This is a genomic window from Halomonas sp. CnH100-B (genome assembly GCF_024124605.1).
Classification (GTDB): domain Bacteria; phylum Pseudomonadota; class Gammaproteobacteria; order Pseudomonadales; family Halomonadaceae; genus Vreelandella.
Genome location: NZ_JAMXRX010000004.1, coordinates 357,765 through 379,559 on the forward strand (window position 1 = coordinate 357,765; position 21,795 = coordinate 379,559).

Consider the following 21,795-nt stretch of genomic DNA (forward strand, 5'->3'; position numbering starts at 1 on the left):
GACACCATGACCGATACGAACGACACCGCGCCCGAGAGCAACACCACTGGCCCCGAAAGTGCCGATGCGCCGCTGCACCGCCGCGGCATTAAAAGCTATGTGATTCGCGCCGGGCGCATGACCCAAGCCCAACAACGCGGCCTGGAAGACGTATGGCCGCGCCTGGGGCTGACCATTGCCGATGGTCGCCAGGATTTAGACGCCCTGTTTGGCCGCCAAGCCCCCCGCGTGGTGGAAATTGGCTTTGGTATGGGTAACTCGCTGATCGAGCAGGCTGAAACTCATCCCGATACCGATTTTATCGGTATTGAGGTGCACGCCCCCGGCGTTGGTAAACTGCTCGATGAAGTGGATAAACGCGGCCTGACCAACCTGCGCGTTTACCGTGAAGACGCCCTGGCGGTAATGGAGCAGTGCCTGCCCGAAGGCTCGCTGACTACGCTGCAGCTATTCTTCCCCGACCCGTGGCCGAAGAAGAAGCATCATAAACGGCGCATCGTCCAGCCTGCGTTCGTGGAGCTGATTCGCACACGCCTCAAGCCCGGCGGCACGTTCCACATGGCCACCGACTGGGAAGCCTACGCTGAGTGGATGGCGGAAGTGATGGACGCCGCCCCCGGCTACGCCAACACCGCCACCGCCGAGACCGCGCCCTACGTGCCCCGCCCGGCCTTCCGCCCGCTCACCAAGTTTGAAGCCCGCGGCGAAAAGCTCGGCCACGGCGTCTGGGATCTGATTTACCGGCGGGAAGCGTAACGCTTACTCAAACGCCGTTAGCGCAAAGCTGTCGCACTCGGCCACCTTGGCAAACCACGCCTGCAGCCGTGGAAAGCGGTTCGGCCAATCAAAGGCCGGTAAGCGAAAGCTGAGGTAAGCCAGGGCGACAGCAACCACAATCGCCCCTAGCGTGCGCTGGGTATGGCCAGCCAGCACGCTAGGGTGCGCCTCCAGCGTCACCAGCGTGCGCTCAATCGCTTTTAACCGCCGGCTTCCTAACAGCGTCTCATCCACGTCTGGCCCACCATGCTTGCGGCCAATCACCACGTTAAACGCCGCCTCCATCAAGCCCTGCCCCAACCCCGCCAGCGCCAGGGTTTCCGCTAAACCGTCCGCTGGTAGCAGCTTCGCGCCTTCGCCCACGGCATCCAGATAGTGGGCAATCAGCAGCGATTCGGTCAGCACCTCGCCGCCTTCCGTCACCAGCGTCGGAATACGACTCAGCGGGGTAATCTTTAAAAGCTCGCTATTCGATGCCCAGGGGTCGCACCAGCAAAGCTCAGTGTGTGCCATCAGCCCTTTTTCATACAGGCAGATCCGTACCACACGAGCGTAGGGGGAAGAAGTATTGAGGTAGAGCTGCATAGTGGTCTCACATCGAGGTCATGAATCCGTATCGTAAATCACGGGAAGACACTACAGGAGCCCCAAAAAAAGAAAGCCGCTCCATGGGGGAGCGGCAAAAGACCGTGACTAGCAATGAGAGGGAGAAACCATGACAGGAAACTGGCGGTTTCTGTCGTGGTTGCCAGCGTCTCATCAAACGCCGACCATCACAATATAATCATTCTCATTTACCCCGTCAACACAAATGCGAATACTTTTTATTTATTTTTTAGATCAACTGATGAGCTGGAGCCACAACGGCAGCGTCAGCATGGCGAGCAGCGTTTGTCCGGTAATGATGGCTGCCATTAATTCCGCATCGCCTCCCAACTGACGGGCAAGAATGTAGGCCGAGGTCGCCGTGGGCAGCGCGGCAAACAGCAGCGCGACGTCTCGGCTCACGGGGTCGAGCCTCAGTAGCCACGCCAACAGCAGTACCAAGGCGGGCATCAGCAGCAGCTTGATCGCGTTCGTGGCGATCACGCCACGGTCAAGACGCAGCAGCGCCATGGGCCTGAGCGCCACGCCCACAGCCACTAGGCCCAGCGGCAGGGCTGCGCGCCCCAGCAGCGAGACGGTCGCCTCGCTCCATCCAGGCAGGCCAATACCGCTAAGATTCAGCCCAATACCGGCCAGACACGCCAAAATGAGCGGATTTTTCGCCAATGCCAACGCGCTCTTACCCAGACTTGCGCTACCCAACGTGCCCGCCGCCACGAAACTGGCCACGCACATGACGTTCACCACAGGCACCATGAGCGCCACGGCCACCGCTGCCGTGGTGGCCCCCAACGAGCCATGCAGCGCCGCCGCCCCTGCCACGCCCACGTACGTGTTGAAACGCACGGCCCCTTGAAACACCGAGGTGAACGCCGGCGCGTCGAGTGCCAACCAGGCGCGAAAATGCCACAGCAGCAGGCCAAACAGCACCATCGCTCCCAGCAGCGCCAGCGCTAATCGACCGACGGGCACTTGGCTCACGTCGGCCGTTGCCAGCGTGCCGATCAGCATGGCCGGAAACAGCACGAAATAGATCAGCCGCTCCATCTGCGCCCAAAATTCGACGCTCGGCCAGCGGCCTGCTCCCAAGGCGGCGCCCAATAAAATCAATAAAAACAGCGGCCCTAACGCTCCGGTAATGCTCTCCATTGTTATTCCTTATCAAGTGCGACATCCCAGCACAGCGACATCTGCGGGATAGCTGTTACCATGAATTGCATACCATGAAACAAATTTCCCGCCTTATGGCCTGCGTAGCGACTATTCTGCCATGAAGAATTTGCTTAAACCTGTCGAGGAGACGGGTTTTCCAGCGCTCAAAGTGCTTATCCTGGTGACTGGCCTCGCGCTGGCCGCATGCACGTGGTACGTCTTTGCTAACTGGTTGCGCGACGATAGCGATATCGTGTGGTTCTCCCCCAGCGGTGAATGCAATTTGCATCAAACGCCCTGTTCGGTAACGCTGGGCGACAAGGGCCATCTCACGCTAGCCATCGATACCAACGGCCGCATCGAGGCACTGGAAGTGCTGCCGCTGGATGTCGAGGTAGAGGGCGTAGCCCCTAGCCAAGTGACGGTCGATTTTGTGGGTCGCGGCATGGACATGGGGCTCAACCGCTTCGCGCTCACCGCCACGGCGCCGGGCCACTTCCACGGTCAGGGGCAAGTCGGCGTGTGTACGCAAGCCGTCATGCCTTGGCGGGCGCGGGTCATTCTGGAAACGCCGGACGGTAAGCTGGGTAGCTGGTTCGATTTCGACGTGACAAGGAGTTAAGCACATGGCAATACGCAAGCCACTGTGGCTAGGCATCGCCCTACTTGCCCTTCTACTGGTCGTGGCAAGCGTTGGCATGTACCAACTCCGCGCGGGTGAGGATCCCGACGAACCGACAGGCGGCCCCATCGCCATGCCGTCGACACAAGGCGACTTCTCCCTGGCTCAGCTCGGCGACGACGAGATTGCCATCGTCTCCTTCGGTTACACCTACTGCCCTGATGTCTGCCCCATGAACCAGGCGGTCAAACGCCAGGCCCTGGCGCAATTGAGCGATACCCAGCGTGAACGGGTGGTGCCTGTCATGATTACGGTAGATCCAGAACGCGATACGCTCGACCGGATGAGCGAGTATATGCAGTTCTTCGGCGAAGAGTTCATTGGCTTGGTGGGTAGCCAAGCACAGCTGACCGATGTCGCTGAGCGCTACGGGGTGATTTGGCGGCGGGTCGACGCACCAGAGTCGGCCATGGCGTATACCATCGACCACAGTGCGTCGCTGTTTTTGGTCAACCGCGATGGGGAGATCCTGCAGCGGGTGCTCTACTCCCCAACGCCCCACGGGTTAGTTTCGGCGTTGGAGAGCGAGCTTAGCGGCTCATCGTGACGTAACCGTCCTTCAAACGACCGTGCCGCCGTGGCTGGATACCTTAGCGGTCTGAGGACGTTTCGCTCGTCTGATCGGCCTGCAGGCGGTCCAACATGGCCATCAGCGCCTGCGCCTGGGTGCCATCGCGGGTATCGTGTAGCGGATTGATCTGCCACGTACTCTCCGCGAACCCCCACCAGTCCCAGCACGCTTGCGGATTGGCCATACTGCTCTCCGCCTGTGGATACAGCACCACCTGGGCATGTTCCGCCGCCCAGCGGTTCAAACCGCTGTAACGCACGAACGTATCCCCAATGGTCTCTGCGTTCATCTGGCAACCGTGTAGCGCCACGGTAACCGGGCAGCCGCCCGCTTCACACGCCTCGGGCACGAACAGATAGCCCGTATCGGCAAAGCCCTTCACTGCGAAGTCAGACTGGTCAAAGGCCAACAGCTCGCCTTCGCTGGCGTTCGCCTCGCGCTCGGGATAAAGCCACGCCTGCATCTCCCCCGCCACGTCGTCGCCGCAAGCCAGCAGGTGGCTAGCGCCGCCGTTATGGCAGTCGCCCAGCGACTGCGGGTCGAGGGACGCGTCGTTGGGCATTGCCACTGGCCAGCCGTGTCCGGTGTTGTCCCGCTGAACGAAACGTAGCTGCTGCTCCGGGTCCGCTAGCCAGCGCTGCCACTGCTGCGCGAGCAGATCGCCCAGCGCAGGCGAGACCGTTTCGTCTGACGCGCCATGCCACACGAAGGCGCGAAGCTGGCGAAGCGCCTCTTGGCTGCCTACCTGCTCCATCTCTGCGTAGCGCTCGCGGCGCTGTGCCAGCTCGTCCAAAGACGGCAAGCCACGTCGGGTCATCATGCACTGATTGAGGGCCGTACTTAATGCCCCCTGCGCACAGCCCCACGGTCCTGCCGCCAGGACACCCAACCCGCTAAAACGCTCGGGCCACGCCACCGCGAGCTGAGTGGCCATGTAGCCCCCAGAGGAGACGCCCACCACGCTCGCCTGATCGCTCGCTGCCGCCAGCGCAGGTAAGCCAGGCGTCTCTTCCTGGGCATGGGCAGCGCTGCTACCCAAGACGATAAGCGCCGCCATCCAGCGGCGCTGACGAACGGCCATGCCCATGGCTTATTCGATGCCTAGTAGTTCGACGCGGAAGGTCAGCATTTCGTTCGGGCCGATCGGACCCTGACCGCGTTCGCCGTAGGCGAGATCCGCCGGAATGTAGAGCATCCAGCTATCACCCACGCTCATGAGCTGCAGCGCTTCTTGCCAGCCTTCGATCACCTGGTTGACCTGGAAGCTCACCGACTCGCCACGCTCGAAGGAGCTATCGAACACGGTGCCATCCAGCAGCATGCCTTCGTAGTTCACTTCGACGGTGTCTTCGGGCCCTGGTGTGGCGCCGTCACCGGATTCGATCACTTCGTACTGCAGGCCCGACTCGGTCACTTCGACCTCGTCACGCTCGGCATTGTCGGCCAGGAAGTCTTGTCCCTCTTCCAGGTTCGACTGGGCCAGCTCGGCGGCCTCCTGCTCGCGTGCTTCCATCGAACGCTCTTGGAAGGCCATCAGCGCTTCCATCATCTCTTCTTCGTTCATCGCTAGCTCGTTGCCATCAAAGACATCGCGCATACCATCGGTGAACGCATCCAGATCGAGATCGTCGATGTCTGCCTGCATGCTTTCGCCCAGGGTCACGCCCAGGCTATACGCCAGGCGCTGCTCGTCGGTTTCCGGAGCGGCGGCGGCAAACGGCGCCACCAGCAGCAGGCCAGTGAGCGCGGTAGAAGAGAGTAATGCTTTCATGGAAAAAACCTTATCCAGCGGCGCAGCGCGCCAAATGTTTTTGGGTGCCTCAAAGACTAACACCCGCCGCCTCAGGCTGCATTACCTGAAACGACGGGTGCTCTTCGGACCACGCGGTTGCGTAGAGGTTTAGCCTGATGGCCTCACATTAGACCACTAACGTCGGGCAATGCGCGGCCCCGGCCACGCGTTGGGAAACGCTGCCCAGCAGCAAATTCTTTTCCCCGTTGGTTCCCTGTGCGCCAATCACGATCAGATCGCACTCCCGCTTACGAGCAAAGCGCACGATGGTGCGGGAGGGACGTCCGCCTTTGACAAAAGCCCGCACGCGAACGCTGTCGGCGCCCAGCTCGATGGCATGGGACTTGGCGTGCACGGCAATCTCGGTGGCGTACTCTTTGAGCGCGTCATCAGGAATATCCAGACGGTTGGGACGCACCATGGAGAGCGACGCTTCCAACAGGCTATGATGTTTGAACACGCACAGCAGATAGAGCTCGGCCCCGGTAAGCATGTGCAGCCCAACGGCTTTTTCGAGCGCTTTGATGGCCCCCTTGGAGCCATCGACGGGAATCAGAATGCGATTGAACATCCGCGTTCTCCTTGTGACTGCTTAACGGAAGGCAACATCACGCAGGAACAGCGCAATTTGCGGGAACATGATCAGCAGGGCCGCCGCCAGAATCAGCATAAAGATGAACGGTGGCGTCCCTTTGATCACCTCCCAGTAGGGGCGCTTGAAGATCGCAATAGCGGTAAAGATATCGCAGCCAAAGGGTGGCGTGGCCGAGCCTATCGCGACCTGCAGGGTAATCAGAATACCCACCAGGACCGGGTCGAGCCCGGTGGCCGCAATCGCCGGCGCAAAAATCGGCGTTAGCACCAGAATGACCACGATGGGGTCGACGAACATACATGCCACGAAGAACGAAATACAGATGGCGATCAGTACGCCCGTGGGCCCGGCCTCGTTGACCCCGACGGCCTCGAGAATCGCCTGAGGAATCTGCGCGAACGAGATGATCCATGAGAAGCCGTTGCCGACGGCCACCAGAATGAACACCACAGCAGTAATCAGGCCGGTGGATTTAGCAATGGCGTAGATGTCGCGCATTTTTAGCGAACGGAAAACGACGAACTCCAACAGCACGGCATACAGCACGCAGGCGGCCGCCGCTTCGGTGGGGCTGAAGATACCGCCATAGATCCCACCGACGATGATCACCGGAAAGCCCAGCGGCCAGAGCGCTTTTTGCACGGCCGTGGCGCGCTCTTTCCAGCTTGCGCGCTCTTCGGTGGGCACGTCCTTCACGATGGCGTAAATGATGCAGTAAGTGGAGAACATGAACAAAATCAGAAGCCCCGGCCCGATACCGGCGATGAACAGCTCGCCGATCGACGTACCGGAAATGACCCCATAAATAATCATGCCGATGCTGGGCGGGATCAAAAAGGCAATGTCGCTGGCATTGATAATCAGCGCCAGCGTAAAGGGGTCAGAGTAGCCCGCTTTGAGCATCTTCGGGCGCAGCGGTGAGCCCACCGCGACCACAGTGGCCTGGGTCGACCCCGACACGGCACCAAACAGCGTACAGGAGGCCGCGGTGCTGACCGCCAAGCCGCCTTTGATATGGCCAATGAAGGACATCACCATATCGATGAGGCGGTTAGCCGACTGCCCTCGGGTCATGATGTCGGCAGCGAGAATGAACATCGGCACGGCAATCAGCGACGCCGGACGTATGCCCGCCATCATCTGCTGAATCAGCGTATCCATCTGGCCAAAACCGTTGAACATCATATAGAAGCCGATCACCGCAGCGGTGATCAGCGGGATCATCATTGGAAAGCCCAGCAGCAGCAGGGCAATCATGGTGACTACCATTATCGTCGTCATAGCGTTCCCCTAGGGTGCAATCCCTGCGTTACACTTCTGTTTCGGTATCTTTGTAGCCGTCCACGACCCCGGTGGAGAGGTAAACGTCCCGAGTGGAAAGGTTTTTAATGGCGGTCAGCAGGTATTGAATCCCGGTAATCAAAAAGCCCATGGGTACCCAGACGTAAATGATCCACACCGGCAAGCCCAGAGACGGAAGTACGCGCCCTTTGCTATACAAGTCGAGGATGTACACCACGGAGTAATAAAGCAGGAAGAACATCACCAGCGAGGTAAAGAACGCAATGCCGATCATCAACACTTTGCGCCCACCCACCGGCAGCGCGTCGTAAATCGCCGACATGCGAATATGGCGACCGTGACGGGCGGCATAACCAATACCCGCAAAGGTGATCATGATGATCAGGATACGGTTTAGCTCACCTGAAAACATGATGCTATTGCCGAATACGAAGCGGGCAATGACGTTGGTGACCGTGTTCAGCGCCATTAGCAAAACCCCCATCGCCAGTATGACTGACTCGATTTTGCTAATTGCAGTGTCGATCACTCCCAATACACCGGGCAAACCCGACCGGTAATTCTTTTCGGACTCTTCTTCGGACATGGCCGTTCTCCTTTAAACGCAGCGTGGTCGCTTGCTCGATCCGCGACGCGACATTCCCATCACTGACACCGAACGGAGTAGGTTCGGCCTTGCTCATTTTGTAGCGTAACGGGTAATGACTCTTTTCGCTTCAACGCTGGATGGACGTAGATTTTTCTGTGTTCCACCGCGAAAGCACGTGTTTTTTCGCTGCCTGAGCGAACAATAAAAAAGGGGCAGCGCTGGCTGCCCCTTCGTGATGTCATCTGATCAACGCGAACGCGCTAACCCATTAGGACTCACTGTTGACGGCTTCGAGATCGGCCTTGAACTGCTCCAGCAGCTCAGCGCCACGCTCACCCGTCATTTCGAGGAAGGCATCTTCGACCTGCGGTGCGCGCTCACGGAACGCTTGAATCTGCTCTTCGTTCAAGCGCGTGACGGTCACTTCGTCGGACGCTTCCTGAATCTTGGCGAGTGCTTCGTCAGCCAGCCCCTTGATGTGCTCGATCGTGTGGTCGTAGGCCGCGTCAGAGGCTTCCTGCACCAGCTCTTTATCCTCATCGGACAGGCCTTCGTAGAAATCTTGGTTCGCCATCATGGCGGTGGTGAACCAGCCGTGACCGGTGAAGGTCAGGTGCGGAGACACTTCATACAAGCCGCCAGACTCGATCCAGAAGATCGGGTTTTCCTGGCCATCGATGATGCCGGTCTGCAGGCCGCCATATACTTCGCCCCAGGGCAGCGGTGTCGGCGTCGCGCCAAAGGCGTCGTAGGTTTCCGACAGCAGCGGGTTGGTCATGGTGCGGATTTTCTTATTATCCATGTCTTCCGGCGAGCTGATCGGCTCGTCGGTGGTGACCACCATTTCACCCTCTGGGTACATCTTCAGAAGTTCGAGACCCTGCTCCGCGTAGAGCTCCGGGAACATTTCGTTGATCGCTTTACTCTCGTCGAAGAACGTCAGTACGGTCTCTTCGTCGGTTGGCAGCAGATACGGAATAAAGAAGATTTGCGCTTCCGGAATCAGTGCGCCAGTGAAGCCAGGCGACTGGTTCACGAACTGGAGAATGCCGTTTTGGGTTTGCTCCATGATGTCATCGGACTCACCCAGCTCGCCAAAACGGTACACTTGTACGGAGTGGTCAGAGTTCTCTTCGATGTACTCTTTGAACGCGTAAGCGAATACATCCTGCACGTCGCCTTCGTACTCTTCGTGAGCGTAACGCCAGTTATCCGCCTGGGCTGTCGCGCTCAGGCCCAGCAGCAGAGCCCCTACGCTCGCCGTGGTGAGTAACTTGGTGGAAACGGAACGAGTCGAAACTAATTTGCTTGCCTTCATGCAGAGTTCCCCTAGCAGTGGTAAGCGCGCCGTACGAGAGCGCTAGAATCTAATTTTTGTCTATCCCATGCCGCTGCACGTTTTCTCAGCCGCTAACACGCAGTAACGTCGTTCATTGCTGTGGGTTAGCGGGCGATATCAGCGCGGCCAGCGCGGGTTATTCAAAAACAGCTTAATTTCAGGCTAGCGTGGTGGCTCACAGCGGTCAAGCTGGCTTGCCAGGGTGAAAAGTGCCGTTGTCGTGCTTTCGCGCACGCGTTGCGCTTGTGGAAAATGTTTGTCAAGCGGTGCCGAAAACAGCGTATCTTGCAGCCACTGTGCAACATTGTGCTGGCTTATGTCGCTTTTTGTTAAACGAACGTCATTTGTCGACGATGCGAGCGCCCACTTCTGCCAACGTTGAAGGTTTTCACGCTCAGCCTGCAGCTCGGCACGCTGTAAGGTCGCACGCAGCGCTTCAATGGCCTCGTTCTGGGCGGCCTCGGGCTTCAATCGACGGCGCAGTGCCCGCAGCGGGGCCGTCACCTGCTGCTGCCAAGCCAAACGCTCAGCGCGTATCGCGTCGAGCGGCGCCGGTTTGGCCGCCAGGCCATGCTGGTAGAGCCAACAGTGAAAGAGCAGTTCACACACATCCACGCCCGCCTCGTCTTGTAAGGTGAGACAGGCCTGCTCGACGCCGGGCTTGGCATACAACGCCAAGGCAAAATCCCATAGCGGCCTCTGCTGCAAGCCCTGCAATCGGTTAGAATCGCGCATTGGTTTACCCACTTTTTTCGGGAGAAAACATGATCGCACTGCGCCAAGTCGCCCTGCAACGGGGCACGCAAACGCTCCTAGAAAACGCCGACCTTACGCTTCACAACGGCGTGAAGGCCGGCATCATTGGGGCCAACGGTGCCGGTAAGTCGAGCCTGTTCAAACTCCTGCTGGGCAAATTGGGCCCTGATCAAGGCGATGTCGAGATGAGCGGCGGTCAGCGAATCGCCCACATGGCTCAGGAAGTGGAGGCCCTGGATCGCCCCATCGTCGAGTACGTGTTGGATGGCGACCATGCGCTACGGAAGGCGCAAGCCGACCTGCTTGCCGCCCGAGAGGCGGGCGATGCGCACCGCGAAGCAGAACTACACGGGCTGATAGAGACACTGGATGGCTACACCGCCGAATCCCGTGCTGCCCAGCTTCTGGTGGGATTGGGTTTTGTACAAGCAGACATGACCCGCCCCCTGTCCGACTTTTCCGGCGGCTGGCGGATGCGCGTCAACCTCGCCCGCACGCTGTTCATGCCGTCCGACTTACTGCTGCTCGATGAGCCGACCAACCACCTGGACCTGGACGCGCTGCTGTGGCTAGAGCAGTGGCTCACCCGCTACCCCGGTACGCTGCTGCTGATCTCCCACGACCGGGACTTTCTCGATGCCGTCTGCGATCACATCGTGCACATGCATCACCAAACGCTGGAGCTTTATCGGGGCAACTACTCTCGCTTCGAGCGCACGCGGGCGGAGAAACTCGCGCTGCAGCAGGCGGAAGCGGCCAAACAGCAGGCGCGCCGCGAAGAGATCGAGCGCTTTATCGCCCGCTTCAAGGCCAAAGCCACCAAAGCGCGTCAAGCGCAGAGCCGCGTCAAGATGTTGGAGCGCATGGAAGATATTGCCATGGCCCACGTGGATTCACCGTTCCACTTCACCCTGCCGGCCGCCGATAAAACCTCCCATCCGCTGCTGGTGCTGGACCATGCCACGTTAGGCTACCGCAGCCAGGCGGGCGATATCGCTCAGCTCGACAAGGTGAACATTACGCTGCTCCCCGGTAGCCGCATTGGCCTGCTGGGCCCCAATGGGGCGGGTAAATCCACGCTCATCAAGTCGCTCACCGGCGAGCTAGCGCTATTGAACGGCAAACGTGTGCCCGGCGAGCACTTGGCGATTGGCTACTTTGCCCAGCACCAGTTGGAAGGGCTAGACGTGACCACGACGCCGTTCGTCCACGTGCAGCGGCTCTCTCCCACTGCCAGCGATCAAGAGATTCGCAACTTTCTTGGCGGCTTCGGTTTCAAGGGCGACGATGCCTTCGGGGAGGTCGCCACCTTCTCGGGCGGTGAGAAAGCGCGGCTGGCCCTGGCACTGGTCGCTTGGCAAAAGCCCAACCTACTGCTGCTGGACGAGCCGACCAACCACCTGGATTTGGAGATGCGCGAGGCGCTCACCGAAGCGCTGGCAGGCTTCGAGGGCACGGTCATCCTGGTCTCCCACGACCGTCACCTGCTGCGTGCCACGGTGGATGAGTTTTGGCGAGTCGCCGACCACCGGGTCGAACCCTTCGACGGCGACTTGGAGGATTATCGGGCTTGGCTCAAAGCGCGTCTGGAAGAGAACCGCCGCGACGCGCGGAGCGAAAAGAACGAACGCCAGAGCCAACAGCCCAGCAGCGACCGTAAAGCCGCCCGCAAAGCGGCAGCCGAGCTGCGCGAAAAGCTGCGCCCATTGAAAAAAGAGCGCGACAAGGCAGAAAAGGCCATGGAAGCAGCGCAGCACTCCCTGGAAGCGGTCGAAGCCATACTCGCCGACCCTGAGCTCTACACCGACAGCGCCCGCAAAGCAGAGCTGACCGATGCGCTGGCCAAGCAGGCAACGATCAAAGCGCAGCTAGACGACGCCGAGCAGACGTGGCTGGCCGCCGAAGAGGCGCTGGAAGCCATGGAGGCCGAACTGCTCGCCAGCGAAAGTGCCTGAGGAACGCTAGCTTTCCAGCAGGAACGTAACCGGACCATCGTTCGTGAGCGTCACCTGCATGTCCGCGCCAAACTGGCCGGTGGCTACCTGGGGCCACGCAGCGCGCGCTTGATCGACGAGGTAATGGAACAGACGCTGCCCCTCCTCAGGCGGCGCAGCGCTGGAAAAGCTGGGGCGCAGCCCTTTGCGCGTATCGGCCGCGAGCGTGAATTGCGACACTAGCAGCAATCCTCCCCCGGCCTGCTGCAGGTTGTGGTTCATCTTGCCCGCGTCATCGCTGAACACGCGATAGTGCAGTAGCTTGTGCAGCAGTTTATCGGCATCCGCCTCACGATCGCCTTTCTCGACGCCCACCAGCGCCAGCAGCCCGTGGTCGATCGCACCAATGGTGCTGCCCTCCACCGTGACGCTGGCATGCTTGACCCGCTGAATCAGTGCTTTCACGCTGCCCCCTTCATCCCTTCACTTGGCCTATCGAAGGGGGCGAGTGTAAACCGAGGCGAGGGCTGGCCCAAGCGTGATGGCGCGAGGTCTGCGTCTATCCGTTCACGCCCAGTAGCGCATCGCGAAACTCGTCACCTAGCGGGCGCTCGCCCAGCCAAATGCCGAACATCGCGCTGGCAAACTCGGCGCTGCTGTCCTCGTAGAGCGTCTCACCGTTGAGAGCGAGGCGTAACTGCTCGCCATCCCAGCTCAACAGATAGCGGTCGCCGGGTGCCACGTCGCGATACTGCCGCTTTAGCTGCTCCAGATTCTCTTTCACCTGATTGAATTCGTAGAGCGTGAGCGAGTCGCTGAGGGTCTTTTCGGTCGCATCTGCGAAATCCTCGGCGGCGATGTCATGGAAATAGGCGAGTTCTAGCCGCCGGGGCACATCGCTGAGCGGTTGAGGGTCGCGTTCGCCCTCCAACTGATAGTAAGCGCCTGCGTAAGCGGTCCAGATCATGTAACGGAATACGCCGCTCCCCAGCAGGGTATAGCGCTGGCCATTCTCTTCGACCACGCGCTCAAAGCGCTCCCCCCGCTCGGTCACGCTCTCGGCGGCGGCACTGCTGGATAATAGCGCCGCTCCCATCCATAGCGCGGCCAATAGCAGCGCTGGCATATGACGTCGTTGCACGGTGTCGTCCTCCCTTATTGGCTTGGCTGGCATAACGCACAGCTATACGTACACACCTTATCCATAAAGGTTCCGTACAACCAACCGTACGACGAGTTTTTCAGTTACCAGGGTCGACACACCATGACGTCACAATGGGGTTCGCTCAGCAGCATGTCGGTGAGTGGGTTGGGATGATGCGGTCGGCTGCGGCTACCCAACATGACCAGCTCTGGCGAGTGCCGTTTGATGTAGTCGTGGAGCACGTCGCAGGGCTGGCCCGGCTCCAGCACCAGCTCGATATCGGGGACACCGTCCAGATCGCGCATGAGGCTTTCGACCTCGTTGTCCAATGCCTCCCGTAGGCGAGCGACCTCATGATCGCGCCACTGTGCATAAAACGCTTGGTTACCCAATTCCCGTTCACCCGGCAGGTTCCACGCATGTAGTAGGGTCAGCTTGGCTTCAGGAAAGCGGATCAGCGCCTCTTTTAGGGTTTGTCGTGCGGTAAGCGAGAAGTCGATGGGCACCACGATATGCTGCCACGGCTGCGTCGGTAGATAGGACGCCACCACCACGGGGCAAGGGGCGCTGCGCAGAATGCGCATCAAGGTCGTGCCATAGAGCAGATCTTTCTGACCGCGCTTGCGGTGCATGCCCAGAACGATCAACGAAGCGTGACGCTCATGGGCCTCCCGAACGATCTCCACGTGTGCGTCGCCCACCACCGTTTGGATCATTAGCGCAGGAAGTTCGAGCGCGTAATCCTCCCGAAGATCGGTGAGCGTGGCGCTGATGTCATCGCTCACCGCTCGCTCAAGGTCATGCAGCATTCGGTGAGGAAGGTAGGGGTCGAGCACGTGGAGCACATCCAGCTGCGCTCCCTGTTGATGGGCGAGGCGCAATGCTCGGGCAAAGGCCGCGCGATTTTCCTGGGAGAGGTCGGTGGCAAATAGCAGCGTGCGGGACATGAGCAGCTCCTTGGCCGAATGGCTCAGCCTCATAGGCAAACAAACGGGCACCCTTCAGCATGGTGCCCGTTGCCCTATCCCGCAAGGAGACTCTGCCCCGGCGGCTTACCACCACGCATGGAAGTGGTGTACCGGACCGCGCCCTTTGCCGACCGCCAAGCGGTGGCTGGCCACCAGTGCGCTATGCAGCCACTGCTTCGCGTCGGTAATGGCCTGCTCTGGCGCGTCTGCCTCAGCCGCTTCCGGCAGCTTTGCCAGACAGGCGGCAATCGCAGACGATAGCGCGCAGCCGGTGCCATGCAGGTTCTCGGTGGCAATGCGGGAAGCCGGTAACCACTGGTGACCGTTGGGGGTGGCCAACAGATCCGGGCAAGTATCACCGCGTAAATGGCCGCCTTTCAGCACCACAAAGGGGGCGCCCAACGCCACCAGCTTGGGCAGCAGCGCTTCCATCTCATCCAAACTCGCAGGGGCGGGAGCATCCAGCAGCACGGCCGCTTCCGGCAGGTTGGGGGTAATCACGTCGGCCAGCGGTACCAGCACCTCCCGCACGGCACGAATGCCCGCGTTATCGACCAGGATATCGCCGCTCTTCGCCACCATTACCGGATCGAGTACGATCCAGCGCGGGCGCTGTTGGCGCAATACGTCGGCGATGACCTCCGCCACGTCGCGACTGGCCACCATGCCGATTTTCACCGCATCGATGGTTACATCGCTCAACAAATGCTCGAGCTGCTCACGAATGGCTTGGGGAGACACGGGGTACACCGAGGCCACGCCGCAGGTATTCTGGGCAATCACCGCCGTGATCACGTTCGTGCCATACACACCGAGCGCGGAAAATGTCTTGAGGTCGCCCTGCAACCCCGCGCCACCGGAGGGGTCGGACCCTGCAATGGTCAGCACATTACGCAGTCGAGGTTCGGTCGGCATCGAGTTAGCGGGGGTAGACATAGAGCTCCTTACACGGCAGAACAGTATCAGCCATAGGATACCCAAGCCGCGCCACTTACGCTGCTTTAATCGACGGATACGAAAAGGCCGCCCGAAGGCGGCCTGGAAAGAGCTGACGTTACTGAGTGGTATCGCCTTCCGGATTGCGGGCGTTGTAGTACGCCTGCTCGGAAATCGCGTGGTAATCCTCGACTTTATCCTGGAACTCCCGATAGGAGTCGTAGATACGGGTCGCCAGCTCGCTGGACGCAGCCAGCTCACCCACGACGTCGGCCGAATGTTCGCGAGCTTGGGCCAGTACGTCGTCAGGAATGCGGCGCAGTTCCACCTCGTGCTCGTTGACTAGGGTTTCCAGCGCATCGTTGTTACGAGCGGTGTACTCATCTAAAACGCTTTGGTTGATGTCGCTGATGGCCGTGCGCAGAATCGCTTGAAGATCAGCGGGCAGCTCGGCCCACGCCTCTTCGTTCACGATGGCTTCGAACATCACCGTCGGCTCGTGCCAGCCGGGGTAGTAGTAGTAATCGGCCGCTTGGTGCAGGCCGAAGGCGAGATCGTTGTAAGGGCCGATCCATTCGGTGGCGTCGATGGCACCGGACTGCAGCGACGTGAAGATTTCACCGCCGGGCATGTTGACGATCGCCACGCCCATGCGGCTCATCACCTCGCCCCCCAGACCCGGCATGCGCATTTTCAAGCCTTCCAGGTCGTCCACTGAGTTGATCTCTTTGTTGTACCAGCCACCCATCTGGACACCGGAGGCACCGGCAACCAATACGTCGACACCGAACTCATCGTAAAGCTCGTTCCACAGCTCCATGCCACCGCCGTAGCTGAGCCAGGCGTTCATTTCCTGAGCGTTCATGCCAAACGGTACGGCGGCGAAAAACTGTGCCGCTGGCGCTTTGCCTTTCCAGTAGTAGGAGGCGGAGTGGCCCAACTCGGCGGTGCCATCCGACACGGCGTCGAACACTTCGAACCCTGGTACGAGCTGCCCCGCTCCGAAGACTTCGATGGTCAAGCGGCCATCGGACATCTCCTCGACGAGCTGGGAGAGCCGCTCAGGGCCTTGGCCTACACCGGGGAAGTTTTTCGGCCAGGACGTGACCATTTTCCAGCGGAAGGTCTCTTCTTGTGCCTGGGCCTGGTTATCGAAGCTGGAAACGACCAGCAGGCTGGCAGAAAGAGCGGTCGTCATGGCAATGGCGACAGGCAGTGCTTTGGCTTTCATGTGTTAACCCTCTTGCTTATTTTATTGCTGTTATGGGTAGGGAATACCCCGCCTGACGTTTGCCGCCAGGCGGGTTGTTACAAGCCATTGTGTGTCTGCAGCTTGGCTGCTTTTGATTAAGGTTGCCACGCCCTTGCGTTGATAGCAGGGTTATTTTTCAACTGAGCTCCTCTTAGAACTGCGTTGGTAGCCAGGTCGCCAATTGCGGGAAGAAGGTCAGCAACAGCAGCATGCCCAACTGCATCAAGATAAACGGCACCACGCCACGATAAATGGCCGATGTGGGCACCGAAGGCGGCGCCACGCCGCGCAGATAAAACAGCGCGAAACCGAACGGCGGCGTCAGGAACGAGGTCTGCAGGTTGATAGCGATCATGATCCCTAGCCAGATCGGGTCTAGCCCCATGGCCAGCAGAATCGGCCCGACGATCGGCACCACCACGAAAGTGATTTCGATGAAGTCGAGAATGAAGCCGAGGAGGAAGATCACCAGCATGACGATGATCGTCGCGCCAATCACGCCGCCCGGCATACCTTCGAACAGCTCGGTGACCATATGCTCACCGCCGTAAGCACGGAAGACCAGCGAGAACAGCGCCGCGCCGATCAAGATCAGAAACACCATGGTGGTGACGTGGGTCGTCGAGCGCAGCACCTCTTTCAGGGTGGCCCAGTCCAACTGGCGATAAGCCAACGCCAGCACCAGCGCGCCAAAAGCCCCCACGGCCGAGGCTTCGGTGGGTGTGGCAAAGCCGCTCAAAATCGAGCCCAACACCGCTACGATCAGCACCACCGGGGGCACCAAGCCTTTGAGCAGCAAAATCCCCAGGCCCGAGGTGTGGCCAAGCTCGGCCATCAGCTCTTCGCGGTCGGCCGCGGGCGCCATACTGGGCCGGAAGAACGCTACCAAGCCCACGTAGATCATGTACATGACGACGAGGATCAACCCCGGCACCAGTGCGCCCATGAACAGATCGCCCACAGAGACCGTTTTCGGGCTGAAGATGCCCATATCGAGCTGCGCCTGCTGGTAGGCCGACGAGAGAACGTCGCCCAGCAGCACCAGGGCGATGGAGGGGGGAATAATCTGTCCCAGCGTGCCGGTGGCACAGATGGTACCGGTGGCCAGCGACGTGCTGTAGCCCCGCTTGAGCATGGTGGGCAGTGACATCAGTCCCATGGTGACCACGGTTGCCCCGACGATGCCCGTGGACGCGGCCATCAGCATGCCCACCAGCGTGACCGAAATCCCCAAGCCACCGCGCATGGAGCCAAACAGCAGCGCCATGGCATCCAGCAGCGTTTCAGCGACTTTGGATTTCTCCAGCAGCACGCCCATCAAGACGAACAGGGGTACCGCCAAGAGCGTCTGGTTGGTCATGATGCCGTACAGGCGATTGGGCAGCGCGGCTAGATAGCCACTGTCGAAGTTGGCATTGATGCCCACGGCTTCCAGGCCCAAGCCCATGCCGGCAAACAGCAGCGCGGTGCCCGCTAGCGATAGCGCCACGGGAAAGCCGAACATCAGCACGATACAGATGGCGGCAAACAGAATAAGCGGCATAAATTCGAGCATCAAACGCGCTCCTCAAGGTGATGGTCATCGGCGGCTGGAGGCGTGATCCGCCCGGTGAAGACATAGCCATTGCGCACGACTTCGATCAGCCCCTGAAGGATCATCAGGACGGCAAACACCGGAATCAGCGTTTTCAGTGCGAAAACAGCCGGTATGCCACCGTAATCCGAGGAGGTTTCCAAAATGCGCCAGGAGTTCACCACATAGCCATAGCTAGATGCGATGATGAACAGCATCACCGGAATCAGCAGCAGCAAAATGCCGAGAATGTTCACCAACGCCTGACGACGAGGCGTCATACCGCGGTAAAAAATATCGACGCGGACATGGCCATCGTGGCGAAAGGTGTAGGCAGCCGCGAGCATGAAGACGCTGGCGTGCATGTACATCACCAGCTCTTGCATGAAGATGCTGTTGATACTGAACATATAGCGAAGCAGTACAATCGCGAACTGAATCAACATCATGATGATGATCAGCCACGCAAGGGTACGCCCGAACCACTCCGAAGCGCGGTCCAGCGCACCGATAAACGCAGGTAGTTGTGTTGTGTCCGACATGGAAGTGTCTCGCGTAAAACGGCTAAGGGGAGTCAGCGCCCCAGACAATAGCGCATATACGCGGACAATGCAGCGCCCGACAGCCGCTCGTACGGCTTATTGTTTAACGCTTGCGCGAATTGCCGCGAGACACGGCGCTGGCAGCGGTAAATCCACCGCGATCGGCAGATGATCGGAGAAGAGATGATCCAGCACGCGCACCTCTGCGGCCTCCAGGGTTTGCGAGAGCAGAATATGGTCCAACGCGCGGCGCGGCTGCCAAGAGGGGTAGCTCAGCAGCGGCTTCACGGGGTGCAGCGGCAGCGACGTGCTAAACCGCTCGTGGGCGTGAAGCTGCTCAGGCGTGCAGTTCAAGTCGCCCATCACCACCACGTGCCGCAGCGGCTCGATGATGTCGCTCAGGTAGTCGAGCTGACGCACGCGACCACGGTGGCTGAGCGCCAAATGCGCCACGAAGATATGCAGCGCGTCGGGACCGTCACCGTAGCGAACGTGAATCGCACCGCGCCCAGGCAGCATGCCCGGTAACCGATGCTCTTCGATATGGCTAGGCGTCAAGCGGGAGAGCAGACCGTTGCTGTGCTGGGCGAATTGGCCTAAGTTGCGGTTAAGCTGCTGGAAATAATGAGGAAACTTGGCTTGTGCCGCCAAATACTCCACTTGGTTGACCCGGCTGGAGCGAAAGCTGCCGCCATCGACCTCTTGCAACCCCACTACGTCGAACTGCTCTAACACGCTACCTACCAGCGCTAATCGCTTGAGGCGCTGCGGGTTGGGCAACACGTGCTGCCAGCTCCGCGTGAGGTAGTGGTGATAGGCAGACGTTTGAATACCCACCTGCAGGTTGAAGGTCAGCAGCCGAAGTTGGCCGCGCTCCAGCAACGCAGAGGTGGGCAGCGCCCCGGGCGAGCGGGTTGGCCCGCCCGTGTGGCCGTGCTCAAGCACCGTTATTGCGCACGCTCGCTGCGAACTTTCTCGATCAGCGCATCGGCGATTTGCGGCATGTTTTCCAGGCTGCCGGCCGACTGAGGCGATACCACGTAACGGCCATCCACGATCAGCGCGGGCACACCCATCAGGCGCATGTCACGCATACGGCTGTTAGCCTTGTTGACCTCGCTGCGCACGCTGAACGCCGTCAGCGCTTTTTCGGCCTCTTCTTCGCTCACGCCGTAATCAGAGAAGAACTCGGCGATGTCGTCTGCCTCGGTCAGCGAGCGGCCATCCTGGTGAATGGCGTCGAAGAAGTCCTGATGCAGCTCTTCTTCGATACCCAGCGACTGAGCGGCATAGAAGGCCGTCGCATGGGTATTCCAGTCACCGCCCATGGTGGCCGGCATTTTCACGATGCTCACGTCATCGTCCAGCGTCTCGTACCACTCGTTCACGGACGTTTGCAGCCGGTAGCAGTGCGGGCAGCCAAACCAGAACGCTTCGGTCACTTCGATCTGGTCATCGTCTACCTGGGTCGCCACCGGCGACTCCAGCAGCGTGTAGTGCTGGCCTTCGACCAGCTCCTGAGCGCTTACCGCTGCAGACAGGCCAAGACCGGCCAGTGCGACCATCAACGTTTTCAACATAGCGAGAACTCTCCAAAAAAGCGGGCCAACAAAAGTGAGGCTATGACCCCTAGCAGGGCAGGCAGGTTCCCCATCCTGCGGATAATGCACAAAACGGGGAGGCCTGCGGCAGGGAAATTAGTTCAAGCCCAGCACGTAGTTGGCGACGGCTTCCATATCTTGGTCGCTCATTTTGGACGCGATATCGCCCATCACGTTGTTCGGGCTGTTGGCGCGCTCACCGGAAGCAAAGGCTTGCAGCGTAGAGACGGTGTACTCCGCATGCTGACCCGACAGCGCCGGATACACCGCGCTACCGATGCCTACGCCGGTGGGCGAGTGGCAAGCGCTACAAGCGGGAATGCCTTTGGACATATCACCCGCACGGTACAGCTCTTCACCGCGAGCGAGCAGCTCAGCGTCTTCATCGCTGGTTTGGCCAAGGTTCGCGTCTTGGCCTGCAAAGTGCGCCGCCACGTCCCAGGCGTCTTGGTCAGAGAAGTTATCGACCAAACCGGCCATCTGGGCAACGACGCGGTTGCCGTCACGGATATCCATGATCTGCTTGGCGAGGTAGGACATCTGCTGCCCTGCCAGGTTAGGGAAAGTGCCCACTGCGCTGATCCCTTGCTGGCCATGACAGGCGGCACAAGTTTGCGCGAGTTCACGACCTGCCGCTGCGTCAGCGTCGGCTTGAAGGTCCGCTTGGGCGTGGACGGTGCCAACGGCACCCATGGTAATTGCCAGGCTTGCCAGTAACTTTCTCATTGCTTTTCCACTATGCCGTTTGATTATTGACTGGTACGCACCCTGGGCGCTGCCCAGGTTCAGCACATTACCAGGGTCAGCTCCGCCAAAACGAACAACGTGTCGTGTTGGTCGCTGCTGGCTAGAGCGCGATGGTACACTAGCGCCCCAGGTCGCAGTTATAAGACGCTTGCATTATAACGAATCACCCTAGCGGCGGGAATGCAAGTCCAGATCTGCTTTTGGGGTAATTCGTCGCGGCACCGCACGCTTCCACGTCACAGGACGCTTGCAGGCCGTGCTATACGTTTGTTTTTCAGGATGAACTCCATGTCTACCCCTCATGATAGCCCAGTCCCTCGGCTGAACTACCCCACCGCGCGTTTTATGATCAGCGCGCCGACGCTGGCCCTGTGCCCGGACGACACGGGCGCAGAAGTGGCCTTTGCCGGACGCTCCAATGCCGGTAAATCCAGCGCCATCAACGCCCTGACCCAGCAAAACGCCCTGGCGCGCACCTCGCGTACGCCGGGCCGCACCCAGCTCATCAACTTCTTCACCGTGATGAACGATGAGTCGCGCCGCCTGGTGGACCTACCCGGCTATGGCTACGCCAAGGTGCCGGAAGCGGTCAAGATCGAGTGGCAAAAGCACCTGTCGGACTACCTGCGAGGCCGTTTCAGCCTGCGGGGTCTGGTGCTGCTCATGGACGTGCGCCATCCGCTGACCGAGTTCGACCAAATGATGCTCGATTATGCCGACCAACGCGGCATGCCGGTGCATATCCTGCTGACCAAGGCCGACAAACTGAAGCGCGGCCCGGCCAGCGCCGCCCTCCAGAAGGTGCGCTCTCGCCTGCGGGAGTGGGAAGATCTGGTATCGGTTCAGCTCTTCTCATCGCTCAAGCGCGACGGCGTCGACACTCTCTCCCAAAAGCTCGACCAGTGGCTCTACCCCCCTGAAGACACCCACGATTAAG

The 21,795-nt window shown here is 59.9% G+C and carries 24 protein-coding genes; 5 read left to right on the forward strand and 19 right to left on the reverse strand.

Annotated elements, in window-relative coordinates; genetic code table 11:
- The first annotated feature begins 6 nt into the window (after positions 1-6).
- Positions 7-756 carry a tRNA (guanosine(46)-N7)-methyltransferase TrmB gene (trmB, locus tag NH398_RS11265; RefSeq protein ID WP_253018613.1) on the forward strand — a complete coding sequence of 250 codons (750 nt, stop codon included), beginning with the start codon at positions 7-9 and terminating at the stop codon, positions 754-756.
- Between the two features lie 3 nt (positions 757-759).
- Here trmB and NH398_RS11270 read toward each other — a convergent pair whose 3' ends face one another.
- Positions 760-1,362, reverse strand: coding sequence for a glutathione S-transferase family protein (locus NH398_RS11270; protein WP_253018615.1), 603 nt, complete (start codon positions 1,360-1,362; stop codon positions 760-762).
- A 255-nt stretch (positions 1,363-1,617) separates the two neighbouring features.
- Positions 1,618-2,532 (reverse strand): AEC family transporter, encoded by a 915-nt coding sequence (locus tag NH398_RS11275; protein ID WP_253018617.1) that lies wholly within the window; start codon positions 2,530-2,532, stop codon positions 1,618-1,620.
- Positions 2,533-2,653: 121 nt separating this feature from the next.
- Between NH398_RS11275 and NH398_RS11280 the strand changes: the two genes are divergently transcribed.
- The gene (locus tag NH398_RS11280; protein WP_253018619.1) at positions 2,654-3,157 is read left to right on the forward strand and encodes a hypothetical protein; all 504 of its coding nucleotides are present in this window, start codon (positions 2,654-2,656) and stop codon (positions 3,155-3,157) included.
- Positions 3,158-3,161: 4 nt separating this feature from the next.
- A complete protein-coding gene (locus tag NH398_RS11285; RefSeq protein ID WP_253018621.1) occupies positions 3,162-3,764 on the forward strand; it encodes an SCO family protein in 603 nt (200 codons plus the stop codon).
- Between the two features lie 43 nt (positions 3,765-3,807).
- Here NH398_RS11285 and NH398_RS11290 read toward each other — a convergent pair whose 3' ends face one another.
- The 7 genes from NH398_RS11290 to NH398_RS11320 form a co-directional block, all read right to left on the reverse strand.
- Positions 3,808-4,875, reverse strand: a complete 1,068-nt coding sequence (locus NH398_RS11290) for a PHB depolymerase family esterase (protein ID WP_253018623.1) — start codon at positions 4,873-4,875, stop codon at positions 3,808-3,810.
- A 3-nt stretch (positions 4,876-4,878) separates the two neighbouring features.
- Positions 4,879-5,559: an FKBP-type peptidyl-prolyl cis-trans isomerase gene (locus tag NH398_RS11295; protein WP_159343528.1), complete on the reverse strand. Its 681-nt coding sequence runs from the start codon at positions 5,557-5,559 to the stop codon at positions 4,879-4,881.
- 148 nt (positions 5,560-5,707) lie between these two features.
- A complete protein-coding gene (locus tag NH398_RS11300) occupies positions 5,708-6,151 on the reverse strand; it encodes a universal stress protein (RefSeq protein ID WP_159343529.1) in 444 nt (147 codons plus the stop codon).
- Positions 6,152-6,172: 21 nt separating this feature from the next.
- Positions 6,173-7,456 carry a TRAP transporter large permease gene (locus tag NH398_RS11305; RefSeq protein ID WP_159343530.1) on the reverse strand — a complete coding sequence of 428 codons (1,284 nt, stop codon included), beginning with the start codon at positions 7,454-7,456 and terminating at the stop codon, positions 6,173-6,175.
- Between the two features lie 28 nt (positions 7,457-7,484).
- Positions 7,485-8,063: a TRAP transporter small permease gene (locus NH398_RS11310; RefSeq protein ID WP_159343531.1), complete on the reverse strand. Its 579-nt coding sequence runs from the start codon at positions 8,061-8,063 to the stop codon at positions 7,485-7,487.
- A 271-nt stretch (positions 8,064-8,334) separates the two neighbouring features.
- Entirely contained in the window at positions 8,335-9,384 is a 1,050-nt protein-coding gene (gene dctP, locus NH398_RS11315; protein WP_159343532.1) for a TRAP transporter substrate-binding protein DctP, read from the reverse strand.
- Positions 9,385-9,567: 183 nt separating this feature from the next.
- A complete protein-coding gene (locus NH398_RS11320; protein ID WP_253018625.1) occupies positions 9,568-10,140 on the reverse strand; it encodes a TIGR02444 family protein in 573 nt (190 codons plus the stop codon).
- A 29-nt stretch (positions 10,141-10,169) separates the two neighbouring features.
- Between NH398_RS11320 and NH398_RS11325 the strand changes: the two genes are divergently transcribed.
- A complete protein-coding gene (locus NH398_RS11325; RefSeq protein ID WP_253018627.1) occupies positions 10,170-12,116 on the forward strand; it encodes an ATP-binding cassette domain-containing protein in 1,947 nt (648 codons plus the stop codon).
- Positions 12,117-12,122: 6 nt separating this feature from the next.
- On the opposite strand, the gene dtd is transcribed toward NH398_RS11325, so the two are convergent.
- From dtd to NH398_RS11375, 10 genes are all read right to left on the reverse strand, one after another.
- Positions 12,123-12,560 (reverse strand): D-aminoacyl-tRNA deacylase, encoded by a 438-nt coding sequence (dtd, locus tag NH398_RS11330; RefSeq protein WP_159343535.1) that lies wholly within the window; start codon positions 12,558-12,560, stop codon positions 12,123-12,125.
- 94 nt (positions 12,561-12,654) lie between these two features.
- A complete protein-coding gene (locus NH398_RS11335; RefSeq protein WP_253018629.1) occupies positions 12,655-13,236 on the reverse strand; it encodes a chalcone isomerase family protein in 582 nt (193 codons plus the stop codon).
- 104 nt (positions 13,237-13,340) lie between these two features.
- Entirely contained in the window at positions 13,341-14,186 is an 846-nt protein-coding gene (locus tag NH398_RS11340; RefSeq protein ID WP_253018630.1) for a universal stress protein, read from the reverse strand.
- A gap of 105 nt (positions 14,187-14,291) precedes the next feature.
- Entirely contained in the window at positions 14,292-15,122 is an 831-nt protein-coding gene (thiD, locus tag NH398_RS11345) for a bifunctional hydroxymethylpyrimidine kinase/phosphomethylpyrimidine kinase (protein WP_253018791.1), read from the reverse strand.
- A gap of 139 nt (positions 15,123-15,261) precedes the next feature.
- Entirely contained in the window at positions 15,262-16,374 is a 1,113-nt protein-coding gene (gene dctP, locus NH398_RS11350) for a TRAP transporter substrate-binding protein DctP (protein ID WP_159343537.1), read from the reverse strand.
- 172 nt (positions 16,375-16,546) lie between these two features.
- A complete protein-coding gene (locus NH398_RS11355) occupies positions 16,547-17,950 on the reverse strand; it encodes a TRAP transporter large permease subunit (RefSeq protein ID WP_253018632.1) in 1,404 nt (467 codons plus the stop codon).
- A complete protein-coding gene (locus NH398_RS11360) occupies positions 17,950-18,510 on the reverse strand; it encodes a TRAP transporter small permease subunit (protein WP_253018634.1) in 561 nt (186 codons plus the stop codon). Before NH398_RS11360 ends, NH398_RS11355 begins: the two co-directional genes overlap by 1 nt.
- 96 nt (positions 18,511-18,606) lie before the next feature.
- Positions 18,607-19,455 carry an endonuclease/exonuclease/phosphatase family protein gene (locus tag NH398_RS11365; protein WP_159343539.1) on the reverse strand — a complete coding sequence of 283 codons (849 nt, stop codon included), beginning with the start codon at positions 19,453-19,455 and terminating at the stop codon, positions 18,607-18,609.
- Positions 19,456-19,457: 2 nt separating this feature from the next.
- Positions 19,458-20,090 carry a thiol:disulfide interchange protein DsbA/DsbL gene (locus NH398_RS11370; protein WP_159343540.1) on the reverse strand — a complete coding sequence of 211 codons (633 nt, stop codon included), beginning with the start codon at positions 20,088-20,090 and terminating at the stop codon, positions 19,458-19,460.
- A 117-nt stretch (positions 20,091-20,207) separates the two neighbouring features.
- Positions 20,208-20,837: a c-type cytochrome gene (locus tag NH398_RS11375; protein ID WP_159343541.1), complete on the reverse strand. Its 630-nt coding sequence runs from the start codon at positions 20,835-20,837 to the stop codon at positions 20,208-20,210.
- 309 nt (positions 20,838-21,146) lie between these two features.
- Here NH398_RS11375 and yihA point away from each other — a divergent pair, with 309 nt between their 5' ends.
- Entirely contained in the window at positions 21,147-21,794 is a 648-nt protein-coding gene (gene yihA, locus NH398_RS11380) for a ribosome biogenesis GTP-binding protein YihA/YsxC (protein ID WP_253018635.1), read from the forward strand.
- The last annotated feature ends 1 nt before the right edge of the window (position 21,795 follow it).

Coding starts and splice junctions, on each gene's coding strand:
- trmB (WP_253018613.1), top strand. CDS start 7: ATGACCGATACGAACGACACCGCGCCCGAGAGCAACACCACTGGCCCC.
- NH398_RS11270 (WP_253018615.1), bottom strand. CDS start 1,362: ATGCAGCTCTACCTCAATACTTCTTCCCCCTACGCTCGTGTGGTACGG.
- NH398_RS11275 (WP_253018617.1), bottom strand. CDS start 2,532: ATGGAGAGCATTACCGGAGCGTTAGGGCCGCTGTTTTTATTGATTTTA.
- NH398_RS11280 (WP_253018619.1), top strand. CDS start 2,654: ATGAAGAATTTGCTTAAACCTGTCGAGGAGACGGGTTTTCCAGCGCTC.
- NH398_RS11285 (WP_253018621.1), top strand. CDS start 3,162: ATGGCAATACGCAAGCCACTGTGGCTAGGCATCGCCCTACTTGCCCTT.
- NH398_RS11290 (WP_253018623.1), bottom strand. CDS start 4,875: ATGGGCATGGCCGTTCGTCAGCGCCGCTGGATGGCGGCGCTTATCGTC.
- NH398_RS11295 (WP_159343528.1), bottom strand. CDS start 5,559: ATGAAAGCATTACTCTCTTCTACCGCGCTCACTGGCCTGCTGCTGGTG.
- NH398_RS11300 (WP_159343529.1), bottom strand. CDS start 6,151: ATGTTCAATCGCATTCTGATTCCCGTCGATGGCTCCAAGGGGGCCATC.
- NH398_RS11305 (WP_159343530.1), bottom strand. CDS start 7,456: ATGACGACGATAATGGTAGTCACCATGATTGCCCTGCTGCTGCTGGGC.
- NH398_RS11310 (WP_159343531.1), bottom strand. CDS start 8,063: ATGTCCGAAGAAGAGTCCGAAAAGAATTACCGGTCGGGTTTGCCCGGT.
- dctP (WP_159343532.1), bottom strand. CDS start 9,384: ATGAAGGCAAGCAAATTAGTTTCGACTCGTTCCGTTTCCACCAAGTTA.
- NH398_RS11320 (WP_253018625.1), bottom strand. CDS start 10,140: ATGCGCGATTCTAACCGATTGCAGGGCTTGCAGCAGAGGCCGCTATGG.
- NH398_RS11325 (WP_253018627.1), top strand. CDS start 10,170: ATGATCGCACTGCGCCAAGTCGCCCTGCAACGGGGCACGCAAACGCTC.
- NH398_RS11340 (WP_253018630.1), bottom strand. CDS start 14,186: ATGTCCCGCACGCTGCTATTTGCCACCGACCTCTCCCAGGAAAATCGC.
- thiD (WP_253018791.1), bottom strand. CDS start 15,122: ATGCCGACCGAACCTCGACTGCGTAATGTGCTGACCATTGCAGGGTCC.
- dctP (WP_159343537.1), bottom strand. CDS start 16,374: ATGAAAGCCAAAGCACTGCCTGTCGCCATTGCCATGACGACCGCTCTT.
- NH398_RS11355 (WP_253018632.1), bottom strand. CDS start 17,950: ATGCTCGAATTTATGCCGCTTATTCTGTTTGCCGCCATCTGTATCGTG.
- NH398_RS11360 (WP_253018634.1), bottom strand. CDS start 18,510: ATGTCGGACACAACACAACTACCTGCGTTTATCGGTGCGCTGGACCGC.
- NH398_RS11370 (WP_159343540.1), bottom strand. CDS start 20,090: ATGTTGAAAACGTTGATGGTCGCACTGGCCGGTCTTGGCCTGTCTGCA.
- NH398_RS11375 (WP_159343541.1), bottom strand. CDS start 20,837: ATGAGAAAGTTACTGGCAAGCCTGGCAATTACCATGGGTGCCGTTGGC.
- yihA (WP_253018635.1), top strand. CDS start 21,147: ATGTCTACCCCTCATGATAGCCCAGTCCCTCGGCTGAACTACCCCACC.